The organism is Sphingobium baderi, assembly GCF_001456115.1.
GTDB classification, from domain to species: Bacteria; Pseudomonadota; Alphaproteobacteria; order Sphingomonadales; family Sphingomonadaceae; genus Sphingobium; species Sphingobium baderi_A.
Map to the genome: position 1 here is coordinate 810,313 of NZ_CP013264.1, position 25,402 is coordinate 835,714.

Genomic DNA, 25,402 nt, shown 5'->3' on the forward strand with positions numbered 1-25,402 from the left:
AGAAAAGCCTTGATAATCCGCCGTTGGAGGACCACATGCCAATCGGATTGATTCGATCCGATTTGAGAATGGTTCGCAACTGGACGCGGGATGAAACTGTCGAGCTTCGCTGACTATGCCGTGGTGCTGATGTCTGCCGCTGCCCGCCATTGCGGAGCCGCAAAGATGAATGCGACCACGCTTGCCGCTGAAACCGGCATTCCGTTGCCCACGGCGCAGAAGCTGGTCAGCCGGCTGTCAGCTGCGGGCCTGCTTGAGTCGAGTCGCGGCACCGGCGGCGGCGTGCGGCTGGCGCGGCCCCCGGCGGCGATTACGCTGGCGGATGTGGTGGAGGCGGTGGAAGGTCCCATTGCCATGACTGCTTGTGCCGAACATGGCGCGCATGACTGCACATTGGAGCAGGATTGCCGCATCCGTCCGCATATGAATGCGGCGAACAGTGCGATTCGTTCGGCCCTTGCGAGAGTGACAATCGCCAGTTTGACACGAGAATTGGCCTGATACGAGAAATGGTATGACGCAGGAAACGATTAGCATCCGTAATCTCGAAGCGCATGAGGCGGCTGAGCGCGCCTCCACTTACGAGCATGGCTGGTCGTCGGCTATCGAGCAGGATTTCGCGCCCAAGGGGCTGAGCGAGGATACCGTCCGTTTCATTTCCGCCAAGAAGAACGAGCCGGAATGGCTGCTCGAATGGCGCCTGAAGGCGTTCGCCATGTGGCGGAAGATGGAAGCGCCGGAATGGGCCAAGCTCAATATTCCGCCCATCGACTATCAGGATGCTTATTATTACGCCGAGCCGAAGAAGAAGGCGGAGCTGAATTCGCTGGATGAGGTCGACCCGGAAATCCTGGCCACCTATCAGAAGCTGGGCATCCCCATCGCCGAGCAGGAAGTGTTGGCCGGGGTCAAGGGCAGCCGCAAGGTCGCGGTCGATGCGGTGTTCGATTCGGTTTCCGTCGCTACCACCTTCCGCAAGGAACTGGAGGAGGCAGGTGTCATCTTCCGCTCGATCAGTGAGGCGGTGCGCGAATATCCGGACCTTGTGAAGAAGTGGCTGGGTAAGGTCGTGCCGATGCACGACAATTATTTCGCCACGCTCAATTGCGCGGTCTTTTCCGACGGCACCTTCGTCTACATTCCCAAGGGCGTGCGCTGCCCGATGGAGCTTTCCACCTATTTCCGCATCAATGCCGAGAATACGGGGCAGTTCGAACGCACGCTGATCGTCGCGGACGAGGGGGCTTATGTAAGCTATCTCGAAGGCTGCACCGCGCCGATGCGCGACGAGAACCAGCTCCATGCCGCAGTGGTCGAATTGGTCGCGCTGGACGATGCGGAAATCAAATATTCGACCGTCCAGAACTGGTATCCGGGCGACGAGAACGGCAAGGGCGGCATCTATAATTTCGTGACCAAGCGGGCGCTGTGCCAAGGTCGCAACAGCAAGGTCAGCTGGACCCAGGTGGAAACCGGGTCGGCGATCACCTGGAAATATCCGAGCTGCGTGCTGAATGGCGAGAACAGCGTGGGTGAATTCTACTCGGTGGCGCTGACCAACAATCTGCAGCAGGCTGATACCGGCACCAAGATGATCCACAACGGCAAGGGGTCGCGGTCGACCATCGTGTCCAAGGGAATCAGCGCGGGGCGTTCGAATAACACCTATCGCGGGCTGGTGCGCGTGGCGCCGGGCGCGGAAGGTGTACGGAACTTCACCCAGTGCGACAGTCTGCTGCTGGGCGACCAATGCGGCGCGCATACTGTGCCCTATATTGAGGTGCGTAATCCCTCCGCGCAGATCGAGCATGAGGCGACCACTTCCAAGATTAGTGATGACCAGCTTTTCTACGCGATGCAGCGCGGGCTGGATCAGGAAAGCGCGGTGTCGCTGATCGTGAACGGCTTCGCCAAGGAAGTGCTGCAACAGCTGCCGATGGAGTTCGCGGTCGAGGCGCAGAAGCTGTTGGGCATCAGCCTTGAGGGGAGCGTGGGCTAACGACTTTTCCACGCGTCATGCTGAACTTGTTTCAGCATCCACTTGGCTTTCGAAGGTGAAAGGGCGCGAAGAGAAATGGACCCTGAAACAAGTTCGGGGCGACGAAGAATGTGAGAGTTTGAAGGACTGAACCTTGAGCGACGAAGACGATATTCAGGATGCCCTCGCCGATTTCGCGGAGGATGTTGGCAATGGACAGGCGTGGACCGCCGCGATCCGTATCCTGACCGAGGACTATGAGTTGGAAGAGGGCGAACTTCAGACGCGCGCCGCCAAGGATTTCGGTGACCTCGATGCATATCAGGTCGAATGCCGCGCCGCGCTGGAGGCAGGCGACAAGGCGATGACCGAGCGCCTGCGGACCGACAAGGCGTTCCACAAGGCCAAGGCCCCCAACCTCGCCCGCATGGGGCCGGTTAGCGAATTCGTCGTCGCGCTGCTGGAAAAAGGTGCGCCCGAGCCGGATGCCGACTGGTGGCCCTATATGCCGATCAAGCGCCACATCGACACACTGTTTCCCGCTCCGGGCGACGTTCGCGACATGGCCTTCTGGACCGCGCGGACGCTCCAGCGCGCACACAAGGATTGAATGCATGCTGACAATTGAAAACCTCTCGAACGAGATTGACGGCAAGGTGATCCTCAAGGGGCTGTCGCTTTCCATCAATGGGGGCGAAGTCCATGCGATCATGGGACCGAACGGCGCGGGCAAGTCGACGCTGGCCTATACGCTGGGCGGCCGCCCCGGTTACGAGGTGACGGGCGGCAGCGCGACTTTCCTGGGGAAGGACCTGTTCGAAATGGAGCCGCATGAGCGCGCTGCCGCCGGGCTGTTCCTGGGCTTTCAGTATCCCGTTGAGATTCCAGGCGTTTCCAACCTGCAATTCCTGCGCGAAAGCCTCAATTCGCAGCGCCGCGCGCGGGGCGAGAAGGAACTGAACGGCGGCGAGTTCATCAAGCTCGCCAAGGAGAAGGCCGCGCTGCTGGGCCTCGACATGGAAATGCTCAAGCGCCCGGTGAATGTCGGCTTTTCGGGCGGCGAGAAGAAGCGCGCCGAAATGGTGCAGATGGGCATACTCGACCCGAAGCTGGCGATCCTGGACGAGACGGACAGCGGCCTCGACATCGACGCGCTCAAGACCGTGGGCGCGGGCATCAATGCGATCATGCGGCGCCCCGATAAGGCGGTGCTGCTCATCACACATTATCAGCGGCTGCTCGATTATGTGAAGCCGGACTTCGTGCATGTGCTGGCTGGCGGCCGGATCGTGAAGTCGGGCGGGCCGGAACTCGCGCTGGAACTGGAACGCGAAGGCTATGCCGATATGGTCGGGGCCGAGGTGGTTGCGGCGTGACGACAATCGCTCTTCCCACGCGCAGGCAGGAAGATTGGCGTTACAGCGACGTCGATGCGCTGGCTGCCATCTGGCCGACGCCCGCACCCACGCGCATCGACGTCGCGGCGGATGAAACGGCGCGCCATCATTTGTTGCAGAATGCAGCCGATGGCGCGGTGGCGGTGTATGACTATGCCATCATCATTGCGGACGGTGCGCGCTGCGATTTTCATGTGCTCAATATCGGCGGCAAATTCGGGCGGGTGACGATCAACGTCACGTTGGGCAGGGGTTCGCATTTCGAATTGAACGGCGCAATCATCGGCGGTGGCGAACAGACGCTGGAGATCGTCACTGCCGTCACCCATGCCGCGCCGGACGCCACCAGCGGGCAGACGATCCGGTCGATCCTGGGCAATCATGCTACTGGCAGCTATCTCGGTAGCATCAATGTCGCTCGCGGCGCGCAGCGCACCGACGCCTTCCAGTCGGTGAAGGCGATGCTGCTGGACCGCACGGCGACCGCGAACGTCAAGCCAGAGCTGGAAATCTACGCCGACGATGTGAAATGCGCGCATGGTGCGACGGTGGGCGAACTCGACAAACAGGCGCTGTTCTACATGGCCTCGCGCGGCATGGACCCCGCGACAGCCAAGACGCTGCTTTTGAAGGCCTTTGTCGCTGGCGTGTTCGACGATATGGCCGACGAAGCGGTGAAGGCGGCACTGGAAGCGGCGGCGATCGCCAAGCTGGAGGTGCTGGTATGACCGTCAGCGCCTTCGATCGCCTCGACCTGCGCCATGATTTCCCCGGCCTTCTGGATGGAAATGGGGGCGACTGGCATTATCTCGACAGCGCCGCCACCGCGCAGAAACCGCGAGCGGTGATCGACGCCATCGCCCGCGCCTACGGCGTGGATTATGCCACGGTGCATCGGGGCGTCTATGAGCGATCCGCGAATATGACGCTGGCCTATGAGGCGGCGCGGCGGAAGGTCGCGAACTTCATCGGCGCGGCGAGCGACAGCGAGATCGTCTATGTCCGCGGTGCGACCGAGGGCATCAATCTCGTCTCGACATGCTGGGCTGGCGAGCAGTTGGAGGCGGGGGATCGTATCCTGCTGTCCATGCTGGAGCATCACAGCAATATCGTGCCGTGGCAGATGGTGGCCGAGAAAGTCGGTGCAGAGATCGACGTCGTGCCCCTGACAGCGGATGGCAAGATCGACCTTGATGCCATAGCCGCGATAATTACCCCCGCGCATAAAATGGTAGCGCTCGCCCATGTTTCGAACGTGCTGGGCAGCGTGCTGGACGTGCGGCGCGCCGCCGACATCGCCCATTCGGCCGGCGCGAAGCTCCTGATCGACGGGTGCCAGGCCGTGCCGCGCCTTGCCGTCGACGTGCAGGCGCTGGATTGCGACTTCTACGCCTTTTCCGCGCACAAGCTTTATGGGCCGACCGGCATCGGCGTGCTGTGGGCGCGCAAGGAACTGCTCGATGCCATGCCCCCCTATCAGGGCGGTGGGTCGATGATCGACAAGGTGACATTCGAAAAGACGACCTATGCTCCCGCGCCCACGCGGTTCGAGGCAGGGACGCCGCATATCGTCGGCGTAGTTGGGCTGTCCGCCGCGATCGATTATGTGCAGGCGATCGGGCTGGACGCTATCCATGCCCATGAATGTGCGTTGGTGGGCAAGGCGCGGACAGCGCTGGAAAAGCTGAATAGCGTGCGCGTTTTCGGCCCGGAGGATTCGGCAGGCATTCTTTCCTTTGAGGTGGAGGGGGTGCATCCGCACGATGTCGGCACCATATTGGATGAAACGGGCGTGGCCATCCGCGCCGGGCACCATTGCGCTCAGCCGTTGATGCGTCATCTGGGTGTAGAGGCGACGGCGCGGGCGAGCTTTGGTGTCTACAGCGACGAGAGCGATGTGGACGCGTTGGTCAAAGGTATCGAACGAGTGAGGAAGATCTTCGGATGACCGAGCGGAAGATTATGGTCGAGGAAGTGGAAAGCGTGGAAGCGCCGCCCAAGGCGCGTCTGGACGATGCCGGAGGCGAGCAGCCGCGCCAGCGCGACTATCTGGAAGGCTTCCTTTCGCAAAAGCCCGCCGAGACGCCAGCGGGCGAGCCGGGCGGCGACCTGTATGATGCGATTATCGATGCGCTCAAGGAAATCTTCGACCCGGAAATTCCGGTGAACATCTATGATCTTGGCCTCATCTACGGAGTGGACGTTACACAGGACGGCCATGCCGTCGTCACCATGACGCTGACGACGCCGCATTGCCCGGTCGCTGAATCCATGCCGGGCGAAGTGGAACTGCGCGTCGGCGCGGTGCCGGGCGTGGGCGATGTAGAGGTGAACCTCGTCTGGGATCCGCCATGGGACCCCGGCAAGATGTCGGACGACGCCAAGCTGGAACTGGGAATGCTCTGATGACGACGCAAACCAAAGCTCGCGCCCGTCCCGCTGCCGTCGTCCTGACGCCGAGCGCGGAACAGCGCATCGCGGAGCTTATGGCTCAGGCGCCTGAAGGGGCGATCGGCGTCAAGCTTTCGACTCCGCGCCGGGGCTGCTCGGGCCTTGCCTATTCGGTCGACTATGTGACCGATGAGGTGAAGTTCGACGAGAAGATCGAAACGCCTGGCGGCATATTCTACATCGACGGCGCGTCGGTGCTCTATCTGGTCGGATCGACGATGGACTGGGTGGAGGACGATTTTACCGCAGGGTTCGTCTTCAACAATCCCAATGCCAAGGGTAGTTGCGGTTGCGGCGAGAGCTTCACCGTCTAAGCGTTGGTGGGCCGTATCATGCCGCATATGTTGATCCTGGGGCTGGGCTACACCGCCGCGCGCCTAGCCGGACGGCTGCGCGCACAGGGCTGGCAGGTCACGGGGGTGCGCCGCACGGCTGGTCCCGAAGCATTGGCGTTTGACGATGAACCAGCTGTCCGCGCTGCCATTGCTAACACCACGCATATCCTCTCCTCCGTCCCGCCGGACGGGGAAGGAGATCCTGCCCTTGCCCGCTATGGCGTCGCCATCGCCGCCGCGCCCGCGCTCTGGACTGGCTATCTATCCTCCACCGGCGTCTATGGCGATGCGGACGGCGCATGGGTCGACGAAGCCAGCCCGGTGGGTGAGGGCCGTCGCACCGCCCGCGCGGAAGCCGATCTGGCATGGGGCGCGCTTCGCCCCGATATGCGCCGTTTTCGGCTGCCCGGCATCTATGGCCCCAGTCGTAGCGCTTTGGACCGTGTGCGAGAGGGGAAAGCGCATCGCATCGATCTGCCGGGACAGGTCTTCAGCCGTGTGCATGTTGACGACATTGTTACGGGCGTCGTCGCATCTTTCGATGGGCCGCCGGGCGTCTATAATCTGGCTGACGACCTGCCCGCGCCGCAAAATGCGGTGACGCAGGCGGCCTGCGCGCTGCTGCACCTACCACTCCCGCCGCTGCTGACGCCGGAAGAGGCGAAGCTGTCTCCCATGGCCCGCGCCTTCTATACGGAAAATCGCCGGGTTGCGAACGGGCGGGCCAAGCGCCTCCTCGGCTGGAAGCCGCGCTACCCAACCTATCACGAAGGGCTGGCTGGCTGCTTTTCTCAATAGGCGTGAATCGGTTCGTCGCATCGCCGCACCCATGGTTACCCTATGTTAACCACGCTGGTCCGAAAGCCTATGTCCTCACCACCATGGGATCGGACAGATGGACTCAATCGACCTTGCTTTTGCCGCAATCAGCCAGCGGATGGCCAGCCTGTCCGTGCCCGCTCGCGCGCCTCGCAAGCCTGAACCGATCGCACACCTCCTTTCGCGGGTGAACGCGGCCAAGCGTGGTTACGAACTGGGCGTGCCGCGCTAATTTTTCTTCGCTCGCAGCGCGATGATCATGCCCAGGATCGCCAGCGCGGCTCCCGCGATGGATAGGGCAGTCCAGCGATAGCCCTCCGCCACCGTGGAGATCAGCATGGCGATCACCGGGATCAGTACGCTGCTATAAGCTGCCCGTGCCGCGCCGATGCGCTGGATCAACTGGAAATAGAGTGGGAAGGTGACGACCGATCCCGCTATCCCCAACCACAATATCCCCATTACATAAGCGGCTCGCCATTCCATCACCGGCGGCCCCACCGTAATCCATGCATAGGCCGCGTCCATCGCCCCGCCGATCAGCATCGCCCAGCTCAACACCGCCACCATCGGCAGCCGCCGGGCGATCCACATCCCCTGCATGACATTGGCCGCCGATGCACTGAACAGCCCAGCGATGCTGAGCGCCACGCCCAGCAGCACCGCATCGGATGCGATTTCCGCCGCGCGATATTCCTTTACCAGCAGCAATGCGATTCCCGCGATGGCGATGGCCGATCCGGCGATGAAGGCGCGGCTCACCGGTTGGCGAAAGGCGATCCAGGACAGGATGCTGTTGGGGATCAGCAGCATCGCATAGACGGTCGCGACCACGCCGGAGGTCAGATAATGCTCCGCGCGATAGACGAAGTTGAAGTTGAGCACGAATTGCGCGAGTCCCAGCAATGCGGCAAAAGCGATACCTTTCGGCGGCAGGCGCAGCGGCACCCGCCGTGCCAACGCGAACAGGACCATAGCGAATCCCGCCACCAGAAAGCGGTAGCTGACAGACCAGCTTGGCGGCACCGCCGACAGTTGGTCGCGGATCACGATCCAGGTCGAACTCCAGATCAAGGTGACGAGGAGGAAGGGGAGGATCACGCCGCTTTTTGCCGGCTGCTGCTCCATCAGCCGAGTGCCCGCAACGCCTGGGCGAGCACTTCGACACTTGCAGCATCCTGCGACCAGTTGGTGACGATCCGGGCCGCGCCTTCGCCCCAGTCATGGAATTCGAAGCCCTGCGCGCGCAGGCTTGCCGCTTCCGCCGCCGTCAGCTCTAAGAACAGTTCATTGGCCTGCACCGAATACATTAGCCTGCCGCTCGCGTTCGCCGCCAGCACCTGCGCCGCTTCATTGGCCGCACGGGCGTTGGCCAGCCACAGATCATCCTCCAGCAGCGTGAGGATCTGCGCGGCGAGATAGCGCCCTTTCGAAACGAGATGCCCCGACCGCTTGCGCCAGCGCTCGGCCTCAGCCGCCCGCACGTTGGCCTGCGGGCCGAAAAAAACCAGCGCCTCGCCCACCATGCCGCCATTCTTGACGCAGCCGAAGCTCAGCACGTCGACGCCCGCGCGCCATGTGATGTCGCCCGGATCGCAGTCCAGATGCGCCACCGCATTGGCGAAGCGCGCGCCGTCCATGTGGAGGCCCATGCCATGCGTTTTCGCTACGGTGCTCAGGCGCGCCACCTCGTCCGGCGTATAGACGAGGCCATATTCGGTTGCGTTGGTGATGGTAATCGCTCGCGCAGGCATCTGGTGCACGTCCGGGCGGATTGTCCCAAGCCGCTCTTGCACCGCATCAGGTGACAGCTTCGCGCCTTCGCCCGGCAGCGTCATCAGGCTGGCGCCGTGAGTAAAGAAAGCCGGCGCGCCACATTCGTCTACCGCGACATGCGCCTCTTCGTGCGCGACGATGCCGCCATAGGGCGGGCACAGGCAGGCAAGCGCGATACTGTTCGCGGCCGTCCCGCTCGCCACCCATATGGCTTTTGCAGGCGTGTCGAACAGATCGGAAAAGGCACCGTCCAGCCGCGCGCTCCATGCGTCGCGATCATAGCCATGATCCTCCCGGTCAGCGGCGGCGATGGCGGCCATGACAGGCGGACAGACGGGCGTGGCGTTGTCGGAAAAGAAATGCATGACGAGCGGGATAATCGCCTTCCGGCAAAGCGCAAGCGTCGCTCGCCGGTCCATTTATCAGTCAATGGACTCAAATCCATCGCGCAACATTGTTTCGTCGCCCGCTTTGTGACATAGGGCGCGCGTCCAAGCCGAAGGAGTAGTTATCATGGACGTCCAGCAGACATCGCGCTTCACCGTCATCCCCAACAGCAAGGCTGTGGCGGCTGACCAGCGCGCCGTATTGTTGGAAGATCCGGGCTTTGGGCGCATTCACACCGATCATATGGTGACGATTCGCTATTCTGAGGGGCAGGGCTGGCACAGCCATATGCTCGGACCGCGTGAGCCGTTTCAGCTCGATCCGGCCTGCGCGGTCCTGCATTATGCACAGGAAATATTCGAAGGCATGAAGGCCTATCGCCTTGCCGACGGCAACGTCGCCATGTTCCGGCCGGAGGAAAATGCCCGTCGTTTCAATGAATCGGCGCACCGCATGGCGATGCCCCCCATTCCCGAAGACCTCTTCCTAGAAGCGGTCGAGCAGCTGGTGAAGATCGACGCGGGCTGGATTCCGGATGGTGAGGGAAGCCTTTATCTGCGCCCCTTTATGTTCGCGAGTGAGGCGTTCCTAGGCGTGCGACCGGCCAAGGACTATATTTTCTGTGTCATCGCATCGCCTGCGGGTGCCTATTTCAAGGGCGGCAAGAAGGCCGTCAGCCTGTGGGTGTCGGAACATTATACCCGCGCCGCGCCCGGCGGCACCGGCGCCGCCAAATGCGGCGGCAACTATGCCGCTTCGCTGATCGCGCAGGCCGAAGCCAGCACTCATGGTTGCGATCAGGTCGTCTTCCTGGACGCCGCAGAGCATAAGTGGGTCGAGGAATTGGGTGGCATGAACATCTTCTTCGTGATGGAGGATGGGGCGATCGTGACTCCGCCGCTCGGTACGATCCTGCCCGGCATCACCCGCGATAGCATCATGAAGCTGGCCCGCAACAAGGGCCATGACGTGCGCGAGGAACCCTACAGCTTCGCCCAGTGGCGCGCGGACGCGGCCAGTGGCAAGCTGCGCGAAGCCTTCGCCTGCGGCACGGCGGCGGTGGTAACCGCCATCGGCACGGTCAAGAGCGTGGAGGGCGATTTCACCATCGGCAATGGCGATGGCGGCATGGTGACAGAATCGCTGCGCGCTGACCTGACCGGCATCCAGCGTGGCACGGTGGCCGATCCGGTGAACTGGGTACGCAGGCTGTAAAGAGCGGCCTTCTGCCTTTGTAGGAGTGGTTTTCCACGGGCGAATTTGGGTGGTTTGTGGACACTCAAATCCGTTCGTCCTGAGTAGCCACTGAGCTTGTCGAAGTGGCATATCGAAGGACTGATGTCGCGCAAGACCCTTCGACGTCGGTCTTCAACTTCGCTCAGCCACTACTCAGGGCGAGCGGAGTGGGAACCGCCATTGACCGAAACCTGCCATGACAAGCCGATAGCCTCGTGCAAATGACGCAACTCCATCCTCGATACCACCGCTTCCCTTCCGCTGCCCGACCGCCTAGACAGGCGCTCATGCAACGCTTTGACGTCGTGATTCTGGGCGGGGGCCTCGTCGGCCTCACCCTTGGCATCGCTCTTTCGGGCCACGGTGTGCGCTGCGCCGTGATTGACCCCGCCGATCCGGTCGAAACCACCGCCGCCGGTTTCGACGGGCGGGTGTCGGCCATTTCCTCGACCAGCCATGCGATGCTGTCCGCCATCGGGGTCGCCGATCTGCTGGAGGGCAAGGGTTGTCCCATCGATCGCATCTGGGTCAGCGACGGCTTGCAGCCCGGCGCCCTCGACTTCGCGCCGGATGCGGATGACGGCGTGATGGGTGTCATGTTCCCCAATCGCGACTTGCGCGTGGCGCTCGTCCAGGCGGCGGAGAAGGCAGGAAACCTCACCCGCTTCCAGCCCGATCGCGCTGTCGACGTGGATCGCGGCGCGGATGGCGTGACGTTGACGCTCGCCAGTGGCGCGCAACTGTGCGGTGGGTTGCTAGTTGCGGCGGAGGGCCGCAACAGCCCTACGCGCGAAGCGGCGGGTATCCGCACGACTCGCTGGCAATATAAGCATGTCGCGATGGTCACGGCCATCGACCATGAAGTGCCGCACGGCAACACGGCCTATGAAATCTTCTATGTTGGCGGCCCCTTTGCGCTGCTGCCGATGCTGCCAGGAACGCGCTCAGCCATCGTGTGGACGGTGCCGACGCAGCAGGCGCCCGCGATGATGAAGCTGTCGGAACGGGCGTGGCTCGCCGAAGCGCAGAAGCGCATGGGCGGCTTTCTGGGCGAGATTTCGCTGGCGGGGCCGCGATCATCCTATCCGCTGGGTTTCCATCATGCGGCGCGGATCACCGATACGCGCCTTGCGCTGGTGGGCGATTCGGCCCACGCCATCCATCCCATCGCAGGGCAAGGGTTGAACCTTGGTTTCCGTGATGTCGCGGCGCTGGCGGAAGTGCTGGTGGAAGGGATGCGCCTTGGCCTCGATCCGGGCGACGCGCAGCTTCTGGCACGCTATCAGCGCTGGCGGAGCCTCGATTCCCTGTCGGTCAGCGTGGCGATGGACGGCCTTGTCCGGTTGTTCGACATTCCCGGTCGCATCCCTTCAGCCATCCGCCGTGCGGGTCTTGCCGCCGTGCAGCGCACGTCCGTCCTCAAGAACCGCTTCATGGCCGAAGCGCGGGGCGAATCCGGGGCTCTCCCCCGTCTGCTGACGGGCGAGATGGTTTAGGGCCACCTCGCCAGTTGCTCTCCTATCCTCCCACCCGATTCGCCACCAAATTATCCACCACCGACGGATCGGCCAGCGTGCTGGTGTCGCCAAGCGCCTGAGCCGATGTCTCACCCTCCGCGATCTTGCGGAGGATACGACGCATGATCTTGCCTGAGCGGGTCTTGGGCAGCGCTGGCGCGAACTGGATGGCGTCGGGCGTCGCGATGGGGCCGATTTCCGTCCGCACCCATGCGCTGAGTGTCCTGCGGAGGTCCTCGCTCGGCTCCTCATGCGCGTTCAAGGTTACATAGGCATAGATGCCCTGCCCCTTGATGTCGTGGGGGAAGCCGACCACCGCCGCCTCCGCGACGCTTTCATGCAGCACCAGCGCGCTTTCGACCTCCGCCGTGCCCATGCGGTGCCCGGATACGTTGATGACGTCGTCCACGCGCCCCGTGATCCAGTAATAGCCGTCGGCATCCCGCCGCGCTCCGTCGCCCGTCGTGTATTTGCCGGGGAAGGTGGTGAAATAAGTCTGGAAGAAGCGATCATGATCCCCCCAAACGGTTCGCATCTGTCCCGGCCAACTCTGCGCGATGACGAGGTTGCCCTCCGCCGCGCTGTGTAGCACCTGCCCCTCGCCATCCACGATCTGCGGGATCACACCGGGCATGGGAAGAGTGGCGGAGCCAGGTTTCAGGTCCGTGGCACCCGGCATCGGCGCGATCATCGCCGCGCCGGTTTCGGTCTGCCACCATGTGTCGATGATCGGGCAGCGATCCTCGCCTACGATATGATGATACCAGCGCCATGCCTCCGGGTTGATCGGCTCGCCCACCGTGCCCAGCAGGCGCAGCGACTGGCGACTGGTGCGTGTAACGAACTCGTCGCCTTCCCGCATCAGCGCGCGCAACGCTGTGGGGGCGGTGAAGACGGCGTGCACCTGATGCCGGTCGACCACTTCCCAGATGCGGCTGGGCGTCGGCCAGTTGGGTACGCCTTCATACATTAGCGTGGTCGCCCCGTTCGCCAGCGGCCCATAGACGATATAGCTGTGACCCGTGACCCAGCCGATGTCCGCCGCGCACCACCAGATGTCGCCGGGCCGGTAATCGAAGCACAACTCATGGGTGAGGGCGGCCCAGAGCAGATAGCCTCCGCTCGTGTGCAGCACCCCCTTGGGCTTGCCGGTCGATCCGGAGGTGTAGAGGATGAACAGTGGATCTTCGGCGTTCATGGTTTCGGGCGGGCAGTCGGCGGAAACGCGTCCCGCTTCCTCATGCAGCCACAGGTCGCGTCCGTCCTTCATCGCCACCGCGCCGCCGGTCGCCTTCACCACGATCACGCGCTTCACGCTGGCGCAGTCATGGAGCGCCGCATCGACATTGGCCTTGAGCGGCACGGCCTTGCCCGCGCGCCGTCCTTCGTCGGCGGTGATGACCAGCGTCGAATCGCAATCGATGATGCGCCCGGCCAGCGCTTCGGGCGAAAAGCCGCCGAAGACGACGCTGTGGACCGCCCCGATCCGCGCACAGGCGAGCAGGGCGAAGGCGGCCTCCGGGATCATCGGCAGGTAAATGGTGATCCGGTCGCCCTTCTTCGCGCCCGCGCCTTTCAGCACATTGGCGAAGCGGCAGACTTCTTCATGCACCTGTTTGTAGGTGTAGCGGCGTGGTTCCTCTTCCGGGGAATCGGGTTCCCAGATGATCGCGACCTGATCGCCCCGTTCCGCCAGATGCCGGTCGATGCAATTGACGCTGACGTTGATCTGTCCGTCCGCGAACCACTTCACGTTGAAATCTGCTTCGGCAAAGCTGCTTTCGTCGGTGCGCGTGGGCTGGGTGATCCAAGCCAGCCGCTTAGCCCGCTCCAGCCAATAATCATGGCTGTCCTCGATCGAGCGCCGGTAATCCGCCGCCCGCCCCTCCCGGTCCAGCAGCGCATCCTTGGCCCATGTCGCGGGAACCGGGAAGAAATCGTCAGACATGGGGCATCCTTTCCTTTGCAGCGATTTATCGCCTTCCCTACCTAGGACGGGATGGCGCAAACCGGAAGATGGGCGACCCCGCTTTTCACGCAGATCGTTTCGCGATCGCTACGGAATTTCCCCATTTTGCCGCTTTCCCAATGTCGTGCGCGCGCCTAACAGACAGGGACATGTGGCAGCTTTATCAATTCCCGCTTTGTCCCTTCTCACGCAAGGTGCGCCTTCTGCTCGGCGAGAAGGGCGTGGGCTATGATCTTGTGCGCGAATCGCCATGGGACATGCGCGACGAATTTCTGGACCTCAATCCCGCGGGCACCACGCCTGTCATGGTGGATCGGGAAGGGGGCCTGACCCTGATCGACAGTCAGGCGATCTGCGAATATTTCGAGGAAACCGTGGAAAAATTCCCACTGATTTCCGGCACTGCAGCGGGAAGGGCGGAAGTGCGCCGGCTGACCGCTTTTTTCGACCAGAATTTTTATGGCGACGTGGTCGGCCCGCTGCTCCACGAGCGGATGAAAAAGCGCCTGATCGAACGTGCTCCACCTGACGCCCGTGTCCTGCGCGAGGCGATGAAACGCGCCAACATTCATATGGATTATATGGACTATCTGCTCGACCACCGCGCCTGGATGGCGGGCGGAACGCTCAGCCTTGCCGATGTCGCGGCGGCGGCGCATCTATCTGTGGCGGATTATCTAGGTGGCATCGACTGGGCGGGGCATGAAACGGTGAAACGTTGGTATGCCGGCTTCAAGTCGCGCCCGTCCTTCCGCCCGCTGCTGTCGGAGCGGATGGAGGTCATCACTCCGCCGCCCCATTATGAAAAGCCCGATTTCTAGGCGCGGACGAAAACGGCTCAATCCGTATCCGCTGCTACATAGACGCGGTTGCGGCCATGTTCCTTGGCTAGATAGAGTGCTCTGTCCGCAGCCCGCAGAGCGGCGCGGGGATGTTCATATTCCAGCACATCGGCGACGCCAGCTGAGAAGGTGACCTGTTCCATTTTCTCACCATTGGCGCGGTTGACGAGGCTGCGGCCCGCCAGATCTTCGCGCACCTTGTCGACCAGCGCGCAGGCTTCGGACGCCGTCTTGCCGCGGAATAGCATCACGAATTCCTCCCCGCCATGGCGCGCCACATGGCAGCGGTCGTTGGAAATCTTCGTCAGCAGGCCCGCCACGAATTTCAGCACCCGGTCGCCCGTGTCGTGCCCGTGGGTGTCGTTGATGATCTTGAAATGATCGATGTCGCAGAAGCCGATGGCCAGCGGCTCGCCCTGCGCCCGCGCCAGCGATAGTTCCTCGCGCAGCGCGCCTTCAAAGGCGCGGCGGTTGGGCAGGCCGGTCAGGAAGTCATGCTCGGCAGCCTGGCGGGCGTTTTCCAGGCCGGATCTCAGCGCCTGTGTCTGCTTCTGATTGTCGCGAAGCTGGGTTTCGACCTGTCGCGTCTTTTCCACCATCGACCGGGTCAGGCTGACCAGCCGGCCAAGCACGGTTTCCGCGTCGCCGCCTGATGCCAGATCCTTGGCATGTTCCTGCAGGGCGGCGCCGTAATCCTTGGCGCTGCTGCGCGATTCATGCATCAGGCCAGTGAACAGGGTCAGATTTTCCTCTACCTTGTCCAGCATGGCCACCAGCGCTTCGGGCGTGATTTCGTCGGCGCGCTGTTCGGCGACGACGGTTTCGACCCAGCTATTGGTGACTTGACCGCGTTCCATCATAACGGCCTTCACCGCCTTTTCGATGCCGATATTCGTGCCCGTCAGATAATCGAGCGCGACGGAGAAATTCATCGACGTCAGGTCCAGATCATGCGCGAACAGGAAAGCACCAATATCGTCATACAGCTTGCGCCGGCGCGTAATTTCCCGATCGGCTGCCGTGCTGGCGCGCGACCGCCGTTCAACCGGCGTTTCTTCCTCCCCCTCTTCGGCTTTGCCCGATAGGCCACGCGCCCATCGCGTCAGGCGGTCGGTAAGCCCATGCGGAGGGCTGGCGAAAGGAGAGGGTGCTGCGCTCATGCAAGGGAGAACGGCAGGGCGCAAGGAGGGTTAAATCCCTATCAAACAAATTCTGAAAAGCCATTGGAATCGCGTTCAGATATCCGCCGAAACCAGCCAGTCGCGGAATATGCGAACAGAACGCGTCTGCAATGCGCGCGGACGGCAGACGAAGAAATAACGATAGGGGCTTTCCACCCTGGTCGGGAACAGGCGGACCAGCCGTTCGTCCGCCGCCTGCTGGAAATGGCTGGCATGCATCACGGCGACGCCCAATCCCTGTGCCGCGGCTTCCAGCATGAGCTGGCCCGAATCATAATTGTCGACCGCCAGCGGTTGCAGGTCGGGCAGGCCGACCGCTTCCTTCCATGCGTCGAAGGCCAACGTCATGTCGCGGTGCAGCAATATGGTGTGTTGTGATAGCTCCTCCGGCGTGCTCAATGGATGGGGCTGCTCCAGCAGGGCGCGCCGCCCGATCAGATAGACTTCGTCATGATCCAGTTCATGCGCGTAGAGCGCGGGGTCGATGTCCTTCGCCAGCACGATGGCTGCATCCAGTCCCTCGCCCAGCCGCGCGACGGCATAAGGGGTGGTTTCGATATCGATATGTAGCTGGGGATGCATCTGCCGTAATTGGCCCAGCCGAGGAAACAGGCGCTGTGTTGCGAACAGAGGCATGACAGCCAGCCGCAGGCGCAGTTGATTGCCACCGCTCTGAATATTTTCGAGCGCCTGGCTGAGTGAATCCAGCGCGGGGGCGATATCGTCCAACAACCGCTGCCCGTCGGCGTTGATTTCCAGCGCCTGATGCTTGCGGTCGAATAGCGAACGCCCAATGAAACGTTCCAGCGCCTGCACCCGGCGGCTCAAGGCCGGTGTCGATAGCGCAAGTTCCTCCGCCGCCGCCTTGACCGAACCAAGGCGGGCAACCTGAACAAAGGCCTCCAGGGCCGTGAGAGGCGGCAGTCTGCGCATAAATCCGTCGAAATTCCAGAATATCCAGGCCGTCGCACCGCATCATATCTTTGTTGGATGGTGCGTCAGCCGACTTATCAGCATCCTCCATTCAATGATGAGCAATATCCGTCAATTGGCAAGATGCATTTTTTGCAACTTGCCCGATTTCTTTCGCACTTGCAAAAATAGCTGCTGCACCGCACATAGAAAAGGCCTTTCAGGCATCCTCTCCTATAAACTTTCAGGGCTGGCCTTCGGGCTGGCCCTTTTTTTGTTTTGGTGGGGCGAGCGATGCGCCCTTTTCCTTCGCCCGCGCATTTCCTATCTCGTTACGCAGGAGACAGGAACGAGGGGTGCCGATGGCGGATCAGGACAATGCAGGGCGCAGGATTCAGGTGGCGAATGCGCGGCCTGAGGATGCGGGGCGCGGATTGGCGCGCCTGCCGCTGGCAGTGATGGCGGAACTGGGCCTGGCCGAAGGCGATGTGGTCGAGATCGCCGGCAAGCGCCCGACTCCTGCCCGCGTGGTGCGACCCTATAAGGAGGATGAAGGGCTGGACGTGTTGCGCCTTGATGGGTTGCAGCGCGCCAATGCGGGCGTGGGCTCGGGCGATTTCGTGCACATCCGCAAGGTGGAGCTGCGCCCCGCCCAGCGGGTGATCTTCGCGCCTGCACAAAGCAATTTGCGGCTTCAGGGTAATCCCGACGCCTTGAAACGCGTCTTTTATCAGCGGCCATTGACCGCAGGTGACATCGTCGCAACCTCCGGCCAGCAGCAGGTGCCGCCCGGCGATATGCCGCCTCAACTCAGGCAAATGCTGGCCGCGCCGGCTTATGCCTTGCAGGAAATCCGTCTGGTGGTCGTATCGACCGTACCCAAGGGTTTTGTCCATATCGACGCCGACACCGAAGTCGAATTGCGCGCCGAATATGAAGAACCGCGCGACCTGCGGCGGGCCGATGTCACCTATGATGATGTCGGTGGCATGGCCGATGCGATCGACCAGCTGCGCGAGATGGTGGAGCTGCCACTGCGCTATCCCGAACTGTTCGAGCGGCTGGGCGTCGATCCGCCCAAGGGCGTGTTGCTCCATGGTCCGCCAGGCACCGGCAAGACGCGGCTGGCCCGCGCGGTCGCCAATGAATCGGAAGCGGAATTCTTCCTCATCAACGGCCCGGAAATCATGGGCTCCGCCTATGGCGAATCCGAAAAGCAGTTGCGCGAGATTTTCGAGGCGGCGACCAAGTCCGCCCCATCGATCCTGTTCATCGACGAAATCGATTCCATCGCGCCTAAGCGGGGGCAGGTAACGGGTGAGACGGAAAAGCGTCTCGTCGCGCAATTGTTGACGCTGATGGACGGGCTGGAGCCGCGCACCAACCTCGTCGTCATTGCCGCGACCAATCGGCCCGAGGCGATTGACGAGGCGCTGCGCCGTCCAGGCCGTTTCGATCGCGAAATCATCGTCGGCGTTCCCGACGAACGCGGGCGGCGTGAGATATTGGGTATTCACACCCGCGGCATGCCCCTGGCGGAGGGGGTCGACCTCACCGAACTGGCGCGCATGACATACGGATTCGTCGGCGCCGACCTTGCTGCGCTCACCCGTGAGGCGGCGATCGAGACAGTGCGCCGTTTCATGCCGCGCCTCAATCTGGAGGAAGGGATCATCCCGCCCGATGTGCTGGAAGAGCTTTCCGTCACGCGGGATGATTTCATGGCCGCGATCAAGCGCGTCCAGCCTTCCGCCATGCGCGAGGTGATGGTGCAGGCCCCGAATATCGGCTGGGGCGATATAGGCGGCCTTGGCGACGCGCAGATGCGCCTGAAGGAAGGGGTGGAGCTGCCGCTGAAAGACCCGGATGCCTTCCGCCGCATCGGCATCCGTCCGGCCAAGGGCTTCCTGCTCTACGGCCCGCCCGGCACCGGCAAGACGCTGTTGGCCAAGGCGGTCGCGCGGGAGGCGGAGGCGAACTTCATCGCTACCAAATCGTCCGATCTGCTCAGCAAATGGTATGGGGAGAGCGAACAGCAGATCGCCCGCCTCTTCGCCCGCGCGCGGCAGGTGGCGCCCACGGTCATCTTCATCGATGAGCTGGATAGCCTCGTCCCCGCGCGAGGCAATGGCCTTGGTGAACCGCAGGTGACGGAACGGGTGGTGAACACCATCCTCGCCGAGATGGACGGGCTGGAGGAACTGCAATCGGTTGTGGTCATCGGCGCGACCAACCGGCCGACACTGGTCGATCCAGCATTGCTACGGCCGGGCCGCTTCGACGAGCTGATTTATGTCCCCGTGCCCGACGAGGCCGGGCGGCGGCATATCCTGTCGATCCATACCAAGAAGATGCCTGTGGCTGACGATGTGGATCTGGATTCCCTCGCGGCGCGGACGGAACGCTTCACCGGCGCGGATCTGGAAGATCTGGTGCGCCGCGCGGGCCTGATCGCGCTGCGCCAGTCGCTCTCCATAGAGAAGGTTGGCATGGCCCAGTTCGAGGCGGCGCTGGAGGAAACTCGCGCATCCGTCACGCCGGAGATGGAACGCGAATATGAGCAGATCCAGGCTACGCTTAAGCAAAGCGTGATGCAGGTCGATCCCATCGGCTTTGTCGCGCCGGGCATGCTGAACGCCCGCAACAGGCGCGATTGAACGCGCGAAACATGCGGGCGGCGGATGAACCCATGTCGCCGCCCGCGCGTTCGATTGGGGTCTGGCGATATGGGGTCAGCATTGCAAAGCTGCTTGCAAGCAGCGCCCGGATTTGCAACCGGACGAAACGGTAATCAGAACAGGCGAACAATTGATGGCCTCCATTCCGCTGAAGAAAAATCATGCCGCCCGGCGGCCGGGACGAAAGGCCAAGTTCCTGGGACAATGGAGCATGTTCTTCCGCCAGTTCGTGAAGCATCCCGGCATGATCGGTTCCGTCATCCCTTCATCCCAGGCGCTGGTTGATACCGTGCTGGACGACGTGGACTGGGACACGACGCGCCTGTTCGTCGAATATGGGCCGGGTGTGGGCACCTTTACCCAGACGATCCTCGACCGCCTCCATCCCGAGGCAAAGCTGATCGCGATCGACCTCAATCTTGATTTCGTCGCTTATCTGGAGGCGGAAATCAGCGATCCGCGCCTGCGTGTCGTTCATGGTTCGGCCGTGGATGTGCGCCGCTTTGTCACGGAAGCCGGTTTCCGGCAGGCGGACTATGTCCTGTCGGGCATTCCTTTCTCCACGCTGCCCGAGGGTGTGGGCGAAGCGATTTGCGCGGAAACCCATGCCGTCCTGCGATCTGGCGGAGCGTTCCTCGTCTATCAATATTCCGCTTTCGTGCGCCGCTTGCTGACACCCATCTTCATGCGGGTGACCGAACGAACGGTGTGGCGCAATATCCCGCCCTGCCGGACGTTCCACGCCTTGCGGGACGAGGCACTGGCGCAGGCGGCCTGATCAGCGGCTGCTAACGCCTGCCGGTTCCTGTAGAGCCGTCATGGCGTGGGTTCCGCCCGGCGATGCTTTCATGCTAAGGCGCTCGCCGACGGAAAAGTGGCGAGACTCAAGATGAACGACCTGACCCAGACCCCTGAAATGCTGATCGCTACCCTGGGCGCTCGCGCCCGCGGGGCGGCTGCCATGCTGGCGAGCGCCACCGACGCGCAGAAGATCGACGCGCTCCGCCGCGCCGCGCAGGCTTTGCGTGACCAGTCGGCTCAGATCATCGCCGCCAACGCCCGGGATATGGAAAACGCCGCTGCCAACGGACTCTCTCCCGCCATGCTCGACCGTCTGAAACTCGACAAAGCGCGGGTCGAAGCGACGGCGGCGGGCGTCGATCAGGTCGCGAGCCTCGACAATCCGTTGGGCAGCATCATTGACAAGCAGGTTCGCCCCAACGGCATCGAGCTTTCCCGCGTCCGCGTGCCTTTGGGCGTCATCGGCATCATTTATGAAAGCCGCCCCAATGTGACGGCGGACGCAGCCGCGCTCTGCCTGCGCGCAGGCAATGCCGTGATCCTGCGCGGCGGCAGCGAGGCGAAGGAAAGCAACCGCGCCATCCACGCCGCCATGGCTGAAGGCATCGCTGCCGCGGGCCTACCCGCCGACGCGGTGCAACTGGTCCCCACCACGGACCGCGCTGCCGTGGGCGCTCTGCTCAAGGCGTCGGAGTTCATCGACCTCATCGTGCCCCGTGGCGGCAAGAGCTTGGTCGCCCGCGTGCAGGAAGAAGCGCGCGTGCCCGTGCTCGCGCATCTCGATGGCATCAACCACAGCTATGTCGATGGCGCGGCTGACCCCGATATGGCGCAAAAGCTGGTGGTGAATGCGAAGATGCGCCGCACCGGCATTTGCGGCGCGACCGAAACTGTGCTGATCGACCGCGCTTATGGCCAGGCGCCCGCGCTGGTGAAGACGTTGCTCGACGCGAAATGCGCCGTGCGCGGCGACGAGGCGGTGCAGGCGATGGACAGCCGCGTCACGCCCGCCAGCGACGAGGACTGGGACACCGAATATCTCGACGCCATCGCGTCGATCCGGTTGGTGGACGGTCTGGACGACGCGCTCGCCCATATCGCCGCTCATGCCAGCCACCACACCGACGCCATCATCACCGAGGATGCGGAAAGGGCGGAGCGCTTCCTGAACGCCGTGGACAGCGCCATCGTGATGTGGAATGCCTCCACCCAGTTCGCGGACGGGGGCGAATTCGGCCTTGGCGCGGAGATCGGTATTTCGACTGGCCGCCTCCATGCGCGAGGGCCCGTCGCTCTGGAAGGGCTGACGACCTACAAATGGCTGGTGCGCGGCACGGGGCAGACCCGGCCGTAGTGCGATGGCGTAGCCCGCGAAAGCGGGGGCACGCACTTGGCCTACCCCTTCACCACCGCGTCAATCGCCTTCAATCGTTCCAGCATCGGACCCATCCACGCCAGCGGCAGCATCACCGGGCCATCGGACGGCGCCTTGTCGGGATCGTCATGCGCTTCAGCGAAGATCGCCGCGACACCCGCCGCGACGGCGCTACGTGCCAGCACCGGCGCGAATTCCCGCTGCCCGCCCGAAGCCGAACCAAGCCCGCCCGGCTGCTGCACCGAATGGGTCGCATCGAACACCACCGGATAGCCCGTCTGCGCCATCACCGGCAAAGCGCGCATGTCGCTGACCAATGTATTATAGCCGAAGCTCGCTCCACGCTCGGTCAGCAATATGCGTTCATTGCCGGTGGATGCGACCTTCTGCGCCACCGCCGCCATGTCCCACGGCGCGAGGAACTGGCCCTTCTTCACATTGATCACCGCGCCGGTCCTGCCCGCCGCGACCAGCAGGTCGGTCTGCCGGCAGAGAAAGGCCGGGATCTGGAGGATGTCCACCGCCTGCGCCGCCGCTTCGATTTGGCTAGCCTCATGCACGTCGGTCAGCACCGGGCAACCCAGCGCGCCCTTCACCTCCGCCAATATGGCCAGCCCCGCGTCGATCCCGACTCCGCGCCGGCCGGACACAGACGTCCGGTTCGCCTTGTCGAAGGAGGATTTGAACACGAACGGCACGCCCGCCTGCGCCGCCGCCGTCTTCAGGGCCTCCGCCATGAACAGCGCATGATCGCGGCTTTCGATCTGGCAGGGGCCGGAAATCAGGACGAAGGGCAGGTCGTTGCCGATCGTCACCGGCCCCACCGAAACATGTTTGGGTATCGTCATGCCGCTCACTTCGGCGCTTTCACGAACCGCCGCAAGAGCTGACCGCGCCACAGGCCCTTGCCGGCATGATAATTCCAGCAGAACCAGCCGAAAGCCAGACAGGCGAGCAGCGAGGGCAGCGCCATCGGATCGCCATTATCCCGCATATGCCGGTAAAAGGCGAAGTCCGCCCGCCAGCGGTCCCGTTCCGTCCCTCCACCATGGATGCCATAGGCATTGTCATGGCGCCGGCAACCGATGTTTCGGTTGTATTTGCGGTGGTCTATGAAATAGCAGTAGTCGCGTTCGGGTGTCGTCATGGCCCGATGTGGACAGGGGCCATGGAAAAGTTCAAGCGGAAAGTCTTCTACCTTGGCGGTTTCGATCCGCGCGGGGTGCGTTTCTACCACCAGCTTTACCGCGAACAGGCGGAAAAATATGCGCGCCTCTCCGGCGAGCAGGTGGAGGTGAGCGCGCGCCGTCCGGGTCCGGCCTCTTCCGCGATCTGGACCGTCACCAATGCGACTGCGGGCGTCGAAACTGATTATGAGTTTTTCCGCTGGGAAGACCTCGTCGCAAAGGTATGGATCAGGAACCCGTTCCTTCTCGCCTGGCGTTCCATCGCGACCTACAGCGCCCATGCCCGCTTCATGCAGTTCGGCCGGATGCGTAAATTGCGGCGTGGTCCGGTTATTACCATCCTCTATCCGCCGATCCTTGCTATCCTCATTCCGCTCGGCATTGCGTTGCTGACGGCGCTGCTGCTGTGGACGCTGCTGCCCTTCTGGGCGGCGGCGCTCTGCGGCGTGGCGGTGAGCGCGCTGTTGTCGGGACGTCTTCTCAACAAGCTGATTGTGCCCTGGCTGCTACGATTCATGTATTATAACCACAGCGTCGCGGCGCAGGGACCGGGGCCGGAGATGGACGCCCGGCTGGATCAGTTCGCTGATCGTGTCCTTACCGAGATGGACGGCCCCTATGACGAGGTGATCTTCGCCTCCCACAGCAACGGCACCAATTACGCGATGAGCGTGATGCGCCGCATCCTCGAAAAGCGGCCCGGCCTTCCCGCCAATTTCACGACGCTGACCTTGGGGCAGGTCGTTCCCGTCACCGCGCTCCGTAAGGACGCGCGCTGGTATCATGCTGACCTCAAGGCGTTGGATGACAAGCATTTCCGCCTTGTCGACTTTTCCTCGCCCCCAGATGGCGCGGCCTTTTATGATGTGCATCCCATCCGCCTTGTTTCGGACCGATGCGCCGCCCGCGTTGATTTGCTTTCGCCGCGCTTCCACCTCTTCTACGAGCCGGAAAATTACCACAGCGGCTGGTCGAACAAATATGAGGCGCATTTCGATTATCTGCGCGTGGGCGACCGTCTCTCGCCGGTCGATTATCTGAGTCTCACCGCAGGCCGCCGCACCATCGACGAAGCCATCGCCGCCTTCAGGACGATTCCGTGACGGACCCTTTCATCCCGCCCTACCCCGAACCGCCACGCAGCAAGCGCGGCCTCGTCAAACGCTTCCTGCGCGGCTGGCATAGTTGGATTCATGTGCTCTTTGAAAAGAGCTACACGATGAAGATGGGCGAAATCCGCATGCCCGGCCAGACCATGTATATCGCCAACGAACTGCCGCTGGTGGATCGGATATTGCGTGGCGGCACCGCCTTTCCCAAGCATCGCGAACTGGTCCGCAACCTCTCTCCGCTCATCGGCAACAGCGTCTTTTCCGCCAATGGCGAGGATTGGGAAAGCCAGCGGGCGATGGTCAATCCCGCCTTCGCCCATACCGCGCTCCACCGCTCCATGCCGCTCATGGTCGCGGCGGCGGACGATTTCCTCGCCCGCATCGACGCCGCCGACCGGGGCAGGCCCATCGACATCGACCCGATGATGACCCATGTGGCCGCCGATATCATCTTCCGGACGCTGTTTTCGCAGACGCTGGACGCGCATCGCTCCAACATCATCCACACCGCGTTCGGCAAGTTCCAGCGGCTCGCCCACAGCGCTTCCATGCTGCGCCTCTACGGCCTGCCCGCCCGCTGGTTCGAACGGCGCTCCCTGAGGCCCGCCAAGGCCATTCACGACGTCTTCCGTCCCATAGTGGAGGCGCGTTTCGAAGGATTCCACCAGCGCGGGGACGCGCCGCATCGCGATATCCTCCAGTCGCTGATAGAGGCAAAGCATCCCGAAACCGGCGCGCCCTTCACCGTGCAACAGGTGATGGATCAGGTCTCGACCGTCTTTCTCGCGGGCCATGAAACATCGGCCAGCACGATGACATGGGCGCTCTACATGCTCGCCGAATGTCCGCATATCCAGAACCTAGCCCGCGCCGAGGTGCAGGACGTGGCCGGCGGCCAGCCGCTCGCCGCCGGGATGCTCAAGGACATGGGCGCGGTGCGGAACATCTTCCGCGAGACGTTGCGTCTCTATCCGCCGGTGGCCTTCTTCCCGCGCGAGGTGCCGTGTCCCATGGACATGCGCGACAAGCATCTGGAGGAAGGAGCGATGCTGGTCGTCGCTCCCTGGCTCACTCAGCGTAACAAGGACAATTGGGCCTGTCCCCATGCCTTCGATCCTGAACGCTTCGACGATCCGGCCAATGCGGAGATGGCGAAACAGGCATGGTTCCCCTTCGGCCGGGGGCCGCGCGTCTGCGTCGGCGCGGGCTTTGCCCAGCAGGAGGTGATGACGGTGATCGCATCCACGCTGCGTCGTTACCGCCTGTCGGTGCCGCAGGGGTTCAGGCCGGAACCGATCAGCCGCCTGACGATCCGGCCGAGAACGGGGATGAAGCTGATGTTTGAGGACATGAAGGGCTGAAGGGGCTATTTCCGTCAGGCGCCGAAGCAAAAATGCTGGCCTGTTCCGCGCGAGCGGCTAAGCTGCCGGTCCATAAAGAGCAGGAGAG

The 25,402-nt window shown here is 62.8% G+C and carries 25 protein-coding genes; 18 read left to right on the plus strand and 7 right to left on the minus strand.

The annotated features are described in order from the left end of the window. Nucleotides 1-90 precede the first annotated feature (90 nt). The 10 genes from ATN00_RS04125 to ATN00_RS23325 all read left to right on the plus strand — a co-directional run bounded on the left by ATN00_RS04125 (nucleotide 91) and on the right by ATN00_RS23325 (nucleotide 7,212). The gene (locus ATN00_RS04125; RefSeq protein ID WP_062062476.1) at nucleotides 91-501 is read left to right on the plus strand and encodes an RrF2 family transcriptional regulator; all 411 of its coding nucleotides are present in this window, start codon (nucleotides 91-93) and stop codon (nucleotides 499-501) included. 13 nt (nucleotides 502-514) lie between these two features. Next, the gene (sufB, locus tag ATN00_RS04130) at nucleotides 515-1,999 is read left to right on the plus strand and encodes a Fe-S cluster assembly protein SufB (RefSeq protein ID WP_062062479.1); all 1,485 of its coding nucleotides are present in this window, start codon (nucleotides 515-517) and stop codon (nucleotides 1,997-1,999) included. Nucleotides 2,000-2,132: 133 nt separating this feature from the next. After that, entirely contained in the window at nucleotides 2,133-2,588 is a 456-nt protein-coding gene (locus ATN00_RS04135) for a hypothetical protein (RefSeq protein WP_062062482.1), read from the plus strand. Nucleotides 2,589-2,592: 4 nt separating this feature from the next. After that, nucleotides 2,593-3,354 (plus strand): Fe-S cluster assembly ATPase SufC, encoded by a 762-nt coding sequence (gene sufC, locus ATN00_RS04140; protein ID WP_062062485.1) that lies wholly within the window; start codon nucleotides 2,593-2,595, stop codon nucleotides 3,352-3,354. Then, nucleotides 3,351-4,103, plus strand: coding sequence for a SufD family Fe-S cluster assembly protein (locus ATN00_RS04145; protein ID WP_062062488.1), 753 nt, complete (start codon nucleotides 3,351-3,353; stop codon nucleotides 4,101-4,103). The genes sufC and ATN00_RS04145 overlap by 4 nt, the downstream gene beginning before the upstream one ends. After that, complete coding sequence (locus ATN00_RS04150) at nucleotides 4,100-5,323, plus strand: cysteine desulfurase (RefSeq protein ID WP_062062491.1); 1,224 nt, start codon at nucleotides 4,100-4,102, stop codon at nucleotides 5,321-5,323. Before ATN00_RS04145 ends, ATN00_RS04150 begins: the two co-directional genes overlap by 4 nt. Further along, a complete protein-coding gene (locus ATN00_RS04155; protein WP_062062494.1) occupies nucleotides 5,320-5,781 on the plus strand; it encodes an SUF system Fe-S cluster assembly protein in 462 nt (153 codons plus the stop codon). The genes ATN00_RS04150 and ATN00_RS04155 overlap by 4 nt, the downstream gene beginning before the upstream one ends. Beyond that, nucleotides 5,781-6,140 (plus strand): HesB/IscA family protein, encoded by a 360-nt coding sequence (locus tag ATN00_RS04160; RefSeq protein WP_062062497.1) that lies wholly within the window; start codon nucleotides 5,781-5,783, stop codon nucleotides 6,138-6,140. The genes ATN00_RS04155 and ATN00_RS04160 overlap by 1 nt, the downstream gene beginning before the upstream one ends. 18 nt (nucleotides 6,141-6,158) lie before the next feature. Beyond that, nucleotides 6,159-6,959: a Rossmann-fold NAD(P)-binding domain-containing protein gene (locus ATN00_RS04165; RefSeq protein WP_062062499.1), complete on the plus strand. Its 801-nt coding sequence runs from the start codon at nucleotides 6,159-6,161 to the stop codon at nucleotides 6,957-6,959. A gap of 97 nt (nucleotides 6,960-7,056) precedes the next feature. Beyond that, nucleotides 7,057-7,212 carry a hypothetical protein gene (locus ATN00_RS23325; RefSeq protein WP_156415216.1) on the plus strand — a complete coding sequence of 52 codons (156 nt, stop codon included), beginning with the start codon at nucleotides 7,057-7,059 and terminating at the stop codon, nucleotides 7,210-7,212. Here the strand turns inward: ATN00_RS23325 and ATN00_RS04170 are convergent. Then, nucleotides 7,209-8,108 carry a DMT family transporter gene (locus ATN00_RS04170; RefSeq protein WP_062062502.1) on the minus strand — a complete coding sequence of 300 codons (900 nt, stop codon included), beginning with the start codon at nucleotides 8,106-8,108 and terminating at the stop codon, nucleotides 7,209-7,211. The two genes, ATN00_RS23325 and ATN00_RS04170, sit on opposite strands and share 4 nt — an antisense overlap. After that, nucleotides 8,108-9,121, minus strand: coding sequence for a threonine aldolase family protein (locus ATN00_RS04175; protein WP_062068390.1), 1,014 nt, complete (start codon nucleotides 9,119-9,121; stop codon nucleotides 8,108-8,110). The genes ATN00_RS04170 and ATN00_RS04175 overlap by 1 nt, the downstream gene beginning before the upstream one ends. Nucleotides 9,122-9,269: 148 nt before the next feature. On the opposite strand from ATN00_RS04175, the gene ATN00_RS04180 reads away from it, so the two are divergent. Together ATN00_RS04180 and ATN00_RS04185 are read left to right on the plus strand one after the other, a co-directional pair. Next, nucleotides 9,270-10,358 carry a branched-chain amino acid aminotransferase gene (locus ATN00_RS04180; protein WP_062062505.1) on the plus strand — a complete coding sequence of 363 codons (1,089 nt, stop codon included), beginning with the start codon at nucleotides 9,270-9,272 and terminating at the stop codon, nucleotides 10,356-10,358. A gap of 308 nt (nucleotides 10,359-10,666) precedes the next feature. After that, nucleotides 10,667-11,875: an FAD-dependent monooxygenase gene (locus ATN00_RS04185; RefSeq protein ID WP_062062508.1), complete on the plus strand. Its 1,209-nt coding sequence runs from the start codon at nucleotides 10,667-10,669 to the stop codon at nucleotides 11,873-11,875. 22 nt (nucleotides 11,876-11,897) lie between these two features. Here the strand turns inward: ATN00_RS04185 and acs are convergent, their stop codons facing one another. Next, nucleotides 11,898-13,844, minus strand: coding sequence for an acetate--CoA ligase (acs, locus tag ATN00_RS04190; protein ID WP_062062511.1), 1,947 nt, complete (start codon nucleotides 13,842-13,844; stop codon nucleotides 11,898-11,900). A 170-nt stretch (nucleotides 13,845-14,014) separates the two neighbouring features. On the opposite strand from acs, the gene ATN00_RS04195 reads away from it, so the two are divergent. After that, entirely contained in the window at nucleotides 14,015-14,686 is a 672-nt protein-coding gene (locus ATN00_RS04195; protein ID WP_062062514.1) for a glutathione S-transferase family protein, read from the plus strand. 17 nt (nucleotides 14,687-14,703) lie between these two features. On the opposite strand, the gene ATN00_RS04200 is transcribed toward ATN00_RS04195, so the two are convergent. Further along, the gene (locus ATN00_RS04200; protein ID WP_062062517.1) at nucleotides 14,704-15,867 is read right to left on the minus strand and encodes a GGDEF domain-containing protein; all 1,164 of its coding nucleotides are present in this window, start codon (nucleotides 15,865-15,867) and stop codon (nucleotides 14,704-14,706) included. Between the two features lie 75 nt (nucleotides 15,868-15,942). Next, the gene (locus tag ATN00_RS04205) at nucleotides 15,943-16,821 is read right to left on the minus strand and encodes a LysR substrate-binding domain-containing protein (RefSeq protein ID WP_062062519.1); all 879 of its coding nucleotides are present in this window, start codon (nucleotides 16,819-16,821) and stop codon (nucleotides 15,943-15,945) included. A gap of 341 nt (nucleotides 16,822-17,162) precedes the next feature. On the opposite strand from ATN00_RS04205, the gene ATN00_RS04210 reads away from it, so the two are divergent. The 3 genes from ATN00_RS04210 to ATN00_RS04220 all read left to right on the plus strand — a co-directional run bounded on the left by ATN00_RS04210 (nucleotide 17,163) and on the right by ATN00_RS04220 (nucleotide 21,633). Then, nucleotides 17,163-19,457 carry a CDC48 family AAA ATPase gene (locus ATN00_RS04210; protein WP_062062522.1) on the plus strand — a complete coding sequence of 765 codons (2,295 nt, stop codon included), beginning with the start codon at nucleotides 17,163-17,165 and terminating at the stop codon, nucleotides 19,455-19,457. 154 nt (nucleotides 19,458-19,611) lie between these two features. Next, nucleotides 19,612-20,256, plus strand: a complete 645-nt coding sequence (locus ATN00_RS04215) for a class I SAM-dependent methyltransferase (RefSeq protein WP_062062525.1) — start codon at nucleotides 19,612-19,614, stop codon at nucleotides 20,254-20,256. A 111-nt stretch (nucleotides 20,257-20,367) separates the two neighbouring features. Further along, nucleotides 20,368-21,633, plus strand: coding sequence for a glutamate-5-semialdehyde dehydrogenase (locus ATN00_RS04220; RefSeq protein WP_062062528.1), 1,266 nt, complete (start codon nucleotides 20,368-20,370; stop codon nucleotides 21,631-21,633). A gap of 41 nt (nucleotides 21,634-21,674) precedes the next feature. Here the strand turns inward: ATN00_RS04220 and kdsA are convergent, their stop codons facing one another. Together kdsA and ATN00_RS04230 are read right to left on the minus strand one after the other, a co-directional pair. Then, nucleotides 21,675-22,502 carry a 3-deoxy-8-phosphooctulonate synthase gene (gene kdsA, locus ATN00_RS04225; RefSeq protein WP_062068392.1) on the minus strand — a complete coding sequence of 276 codons (828 nt, stop codon included), beginning with the start codon at nucleotides 22,500-22,502 and terminating at the stop codon, nucleotides 21,675-21,677. Between the two features lie 5 nt (nucleotides 22,503-22,507). Then, on the minus strand, nucleotides 22,508-22,801 hold the full coding sequence (locus ATN00_RS04230; RefSeq protein WP_062062531.1) for a hypothetical protein: 294 nt from the start codon (nucleotides 22,799-22,801) through the stop codon (nucleotides 22,508-22,510). Between the two features lie 21 nt (nucleotides 22,802-22,822). Between ATN00_RS04230 and ATN00_RS04235 the strand changes: the two genes are divergently transcribed. Beyond that, complete coding sequence (locus ATN00_RS04235; RefSeq protein ID WP_062062534.1) at nucleotides 22,823-23,944, plus strand: hypothetical protein; 1,122 nt, start codon at nucleotides 22,823-22,825, stop codon at nucleotides 23,942-23,944. Further along, on the plus strand, nucleotides 23,941-25,314 hold the full coding sequence (locus ATN00_RS04240) for a cytochrome P450 (RefSeq protein WP_062062536.1): 1,374 nt from the start codon (nucleotides 23,941-23,943) through the stop codon (nucleotides 25,312-25,314). Before ATN00_RS04235 ends, ATN00_RS04240 begins: the two co-directional genes overlap by 4 nt. Nucleotides 25,315-25,402 lie beyond the last annotated feature (88 nt).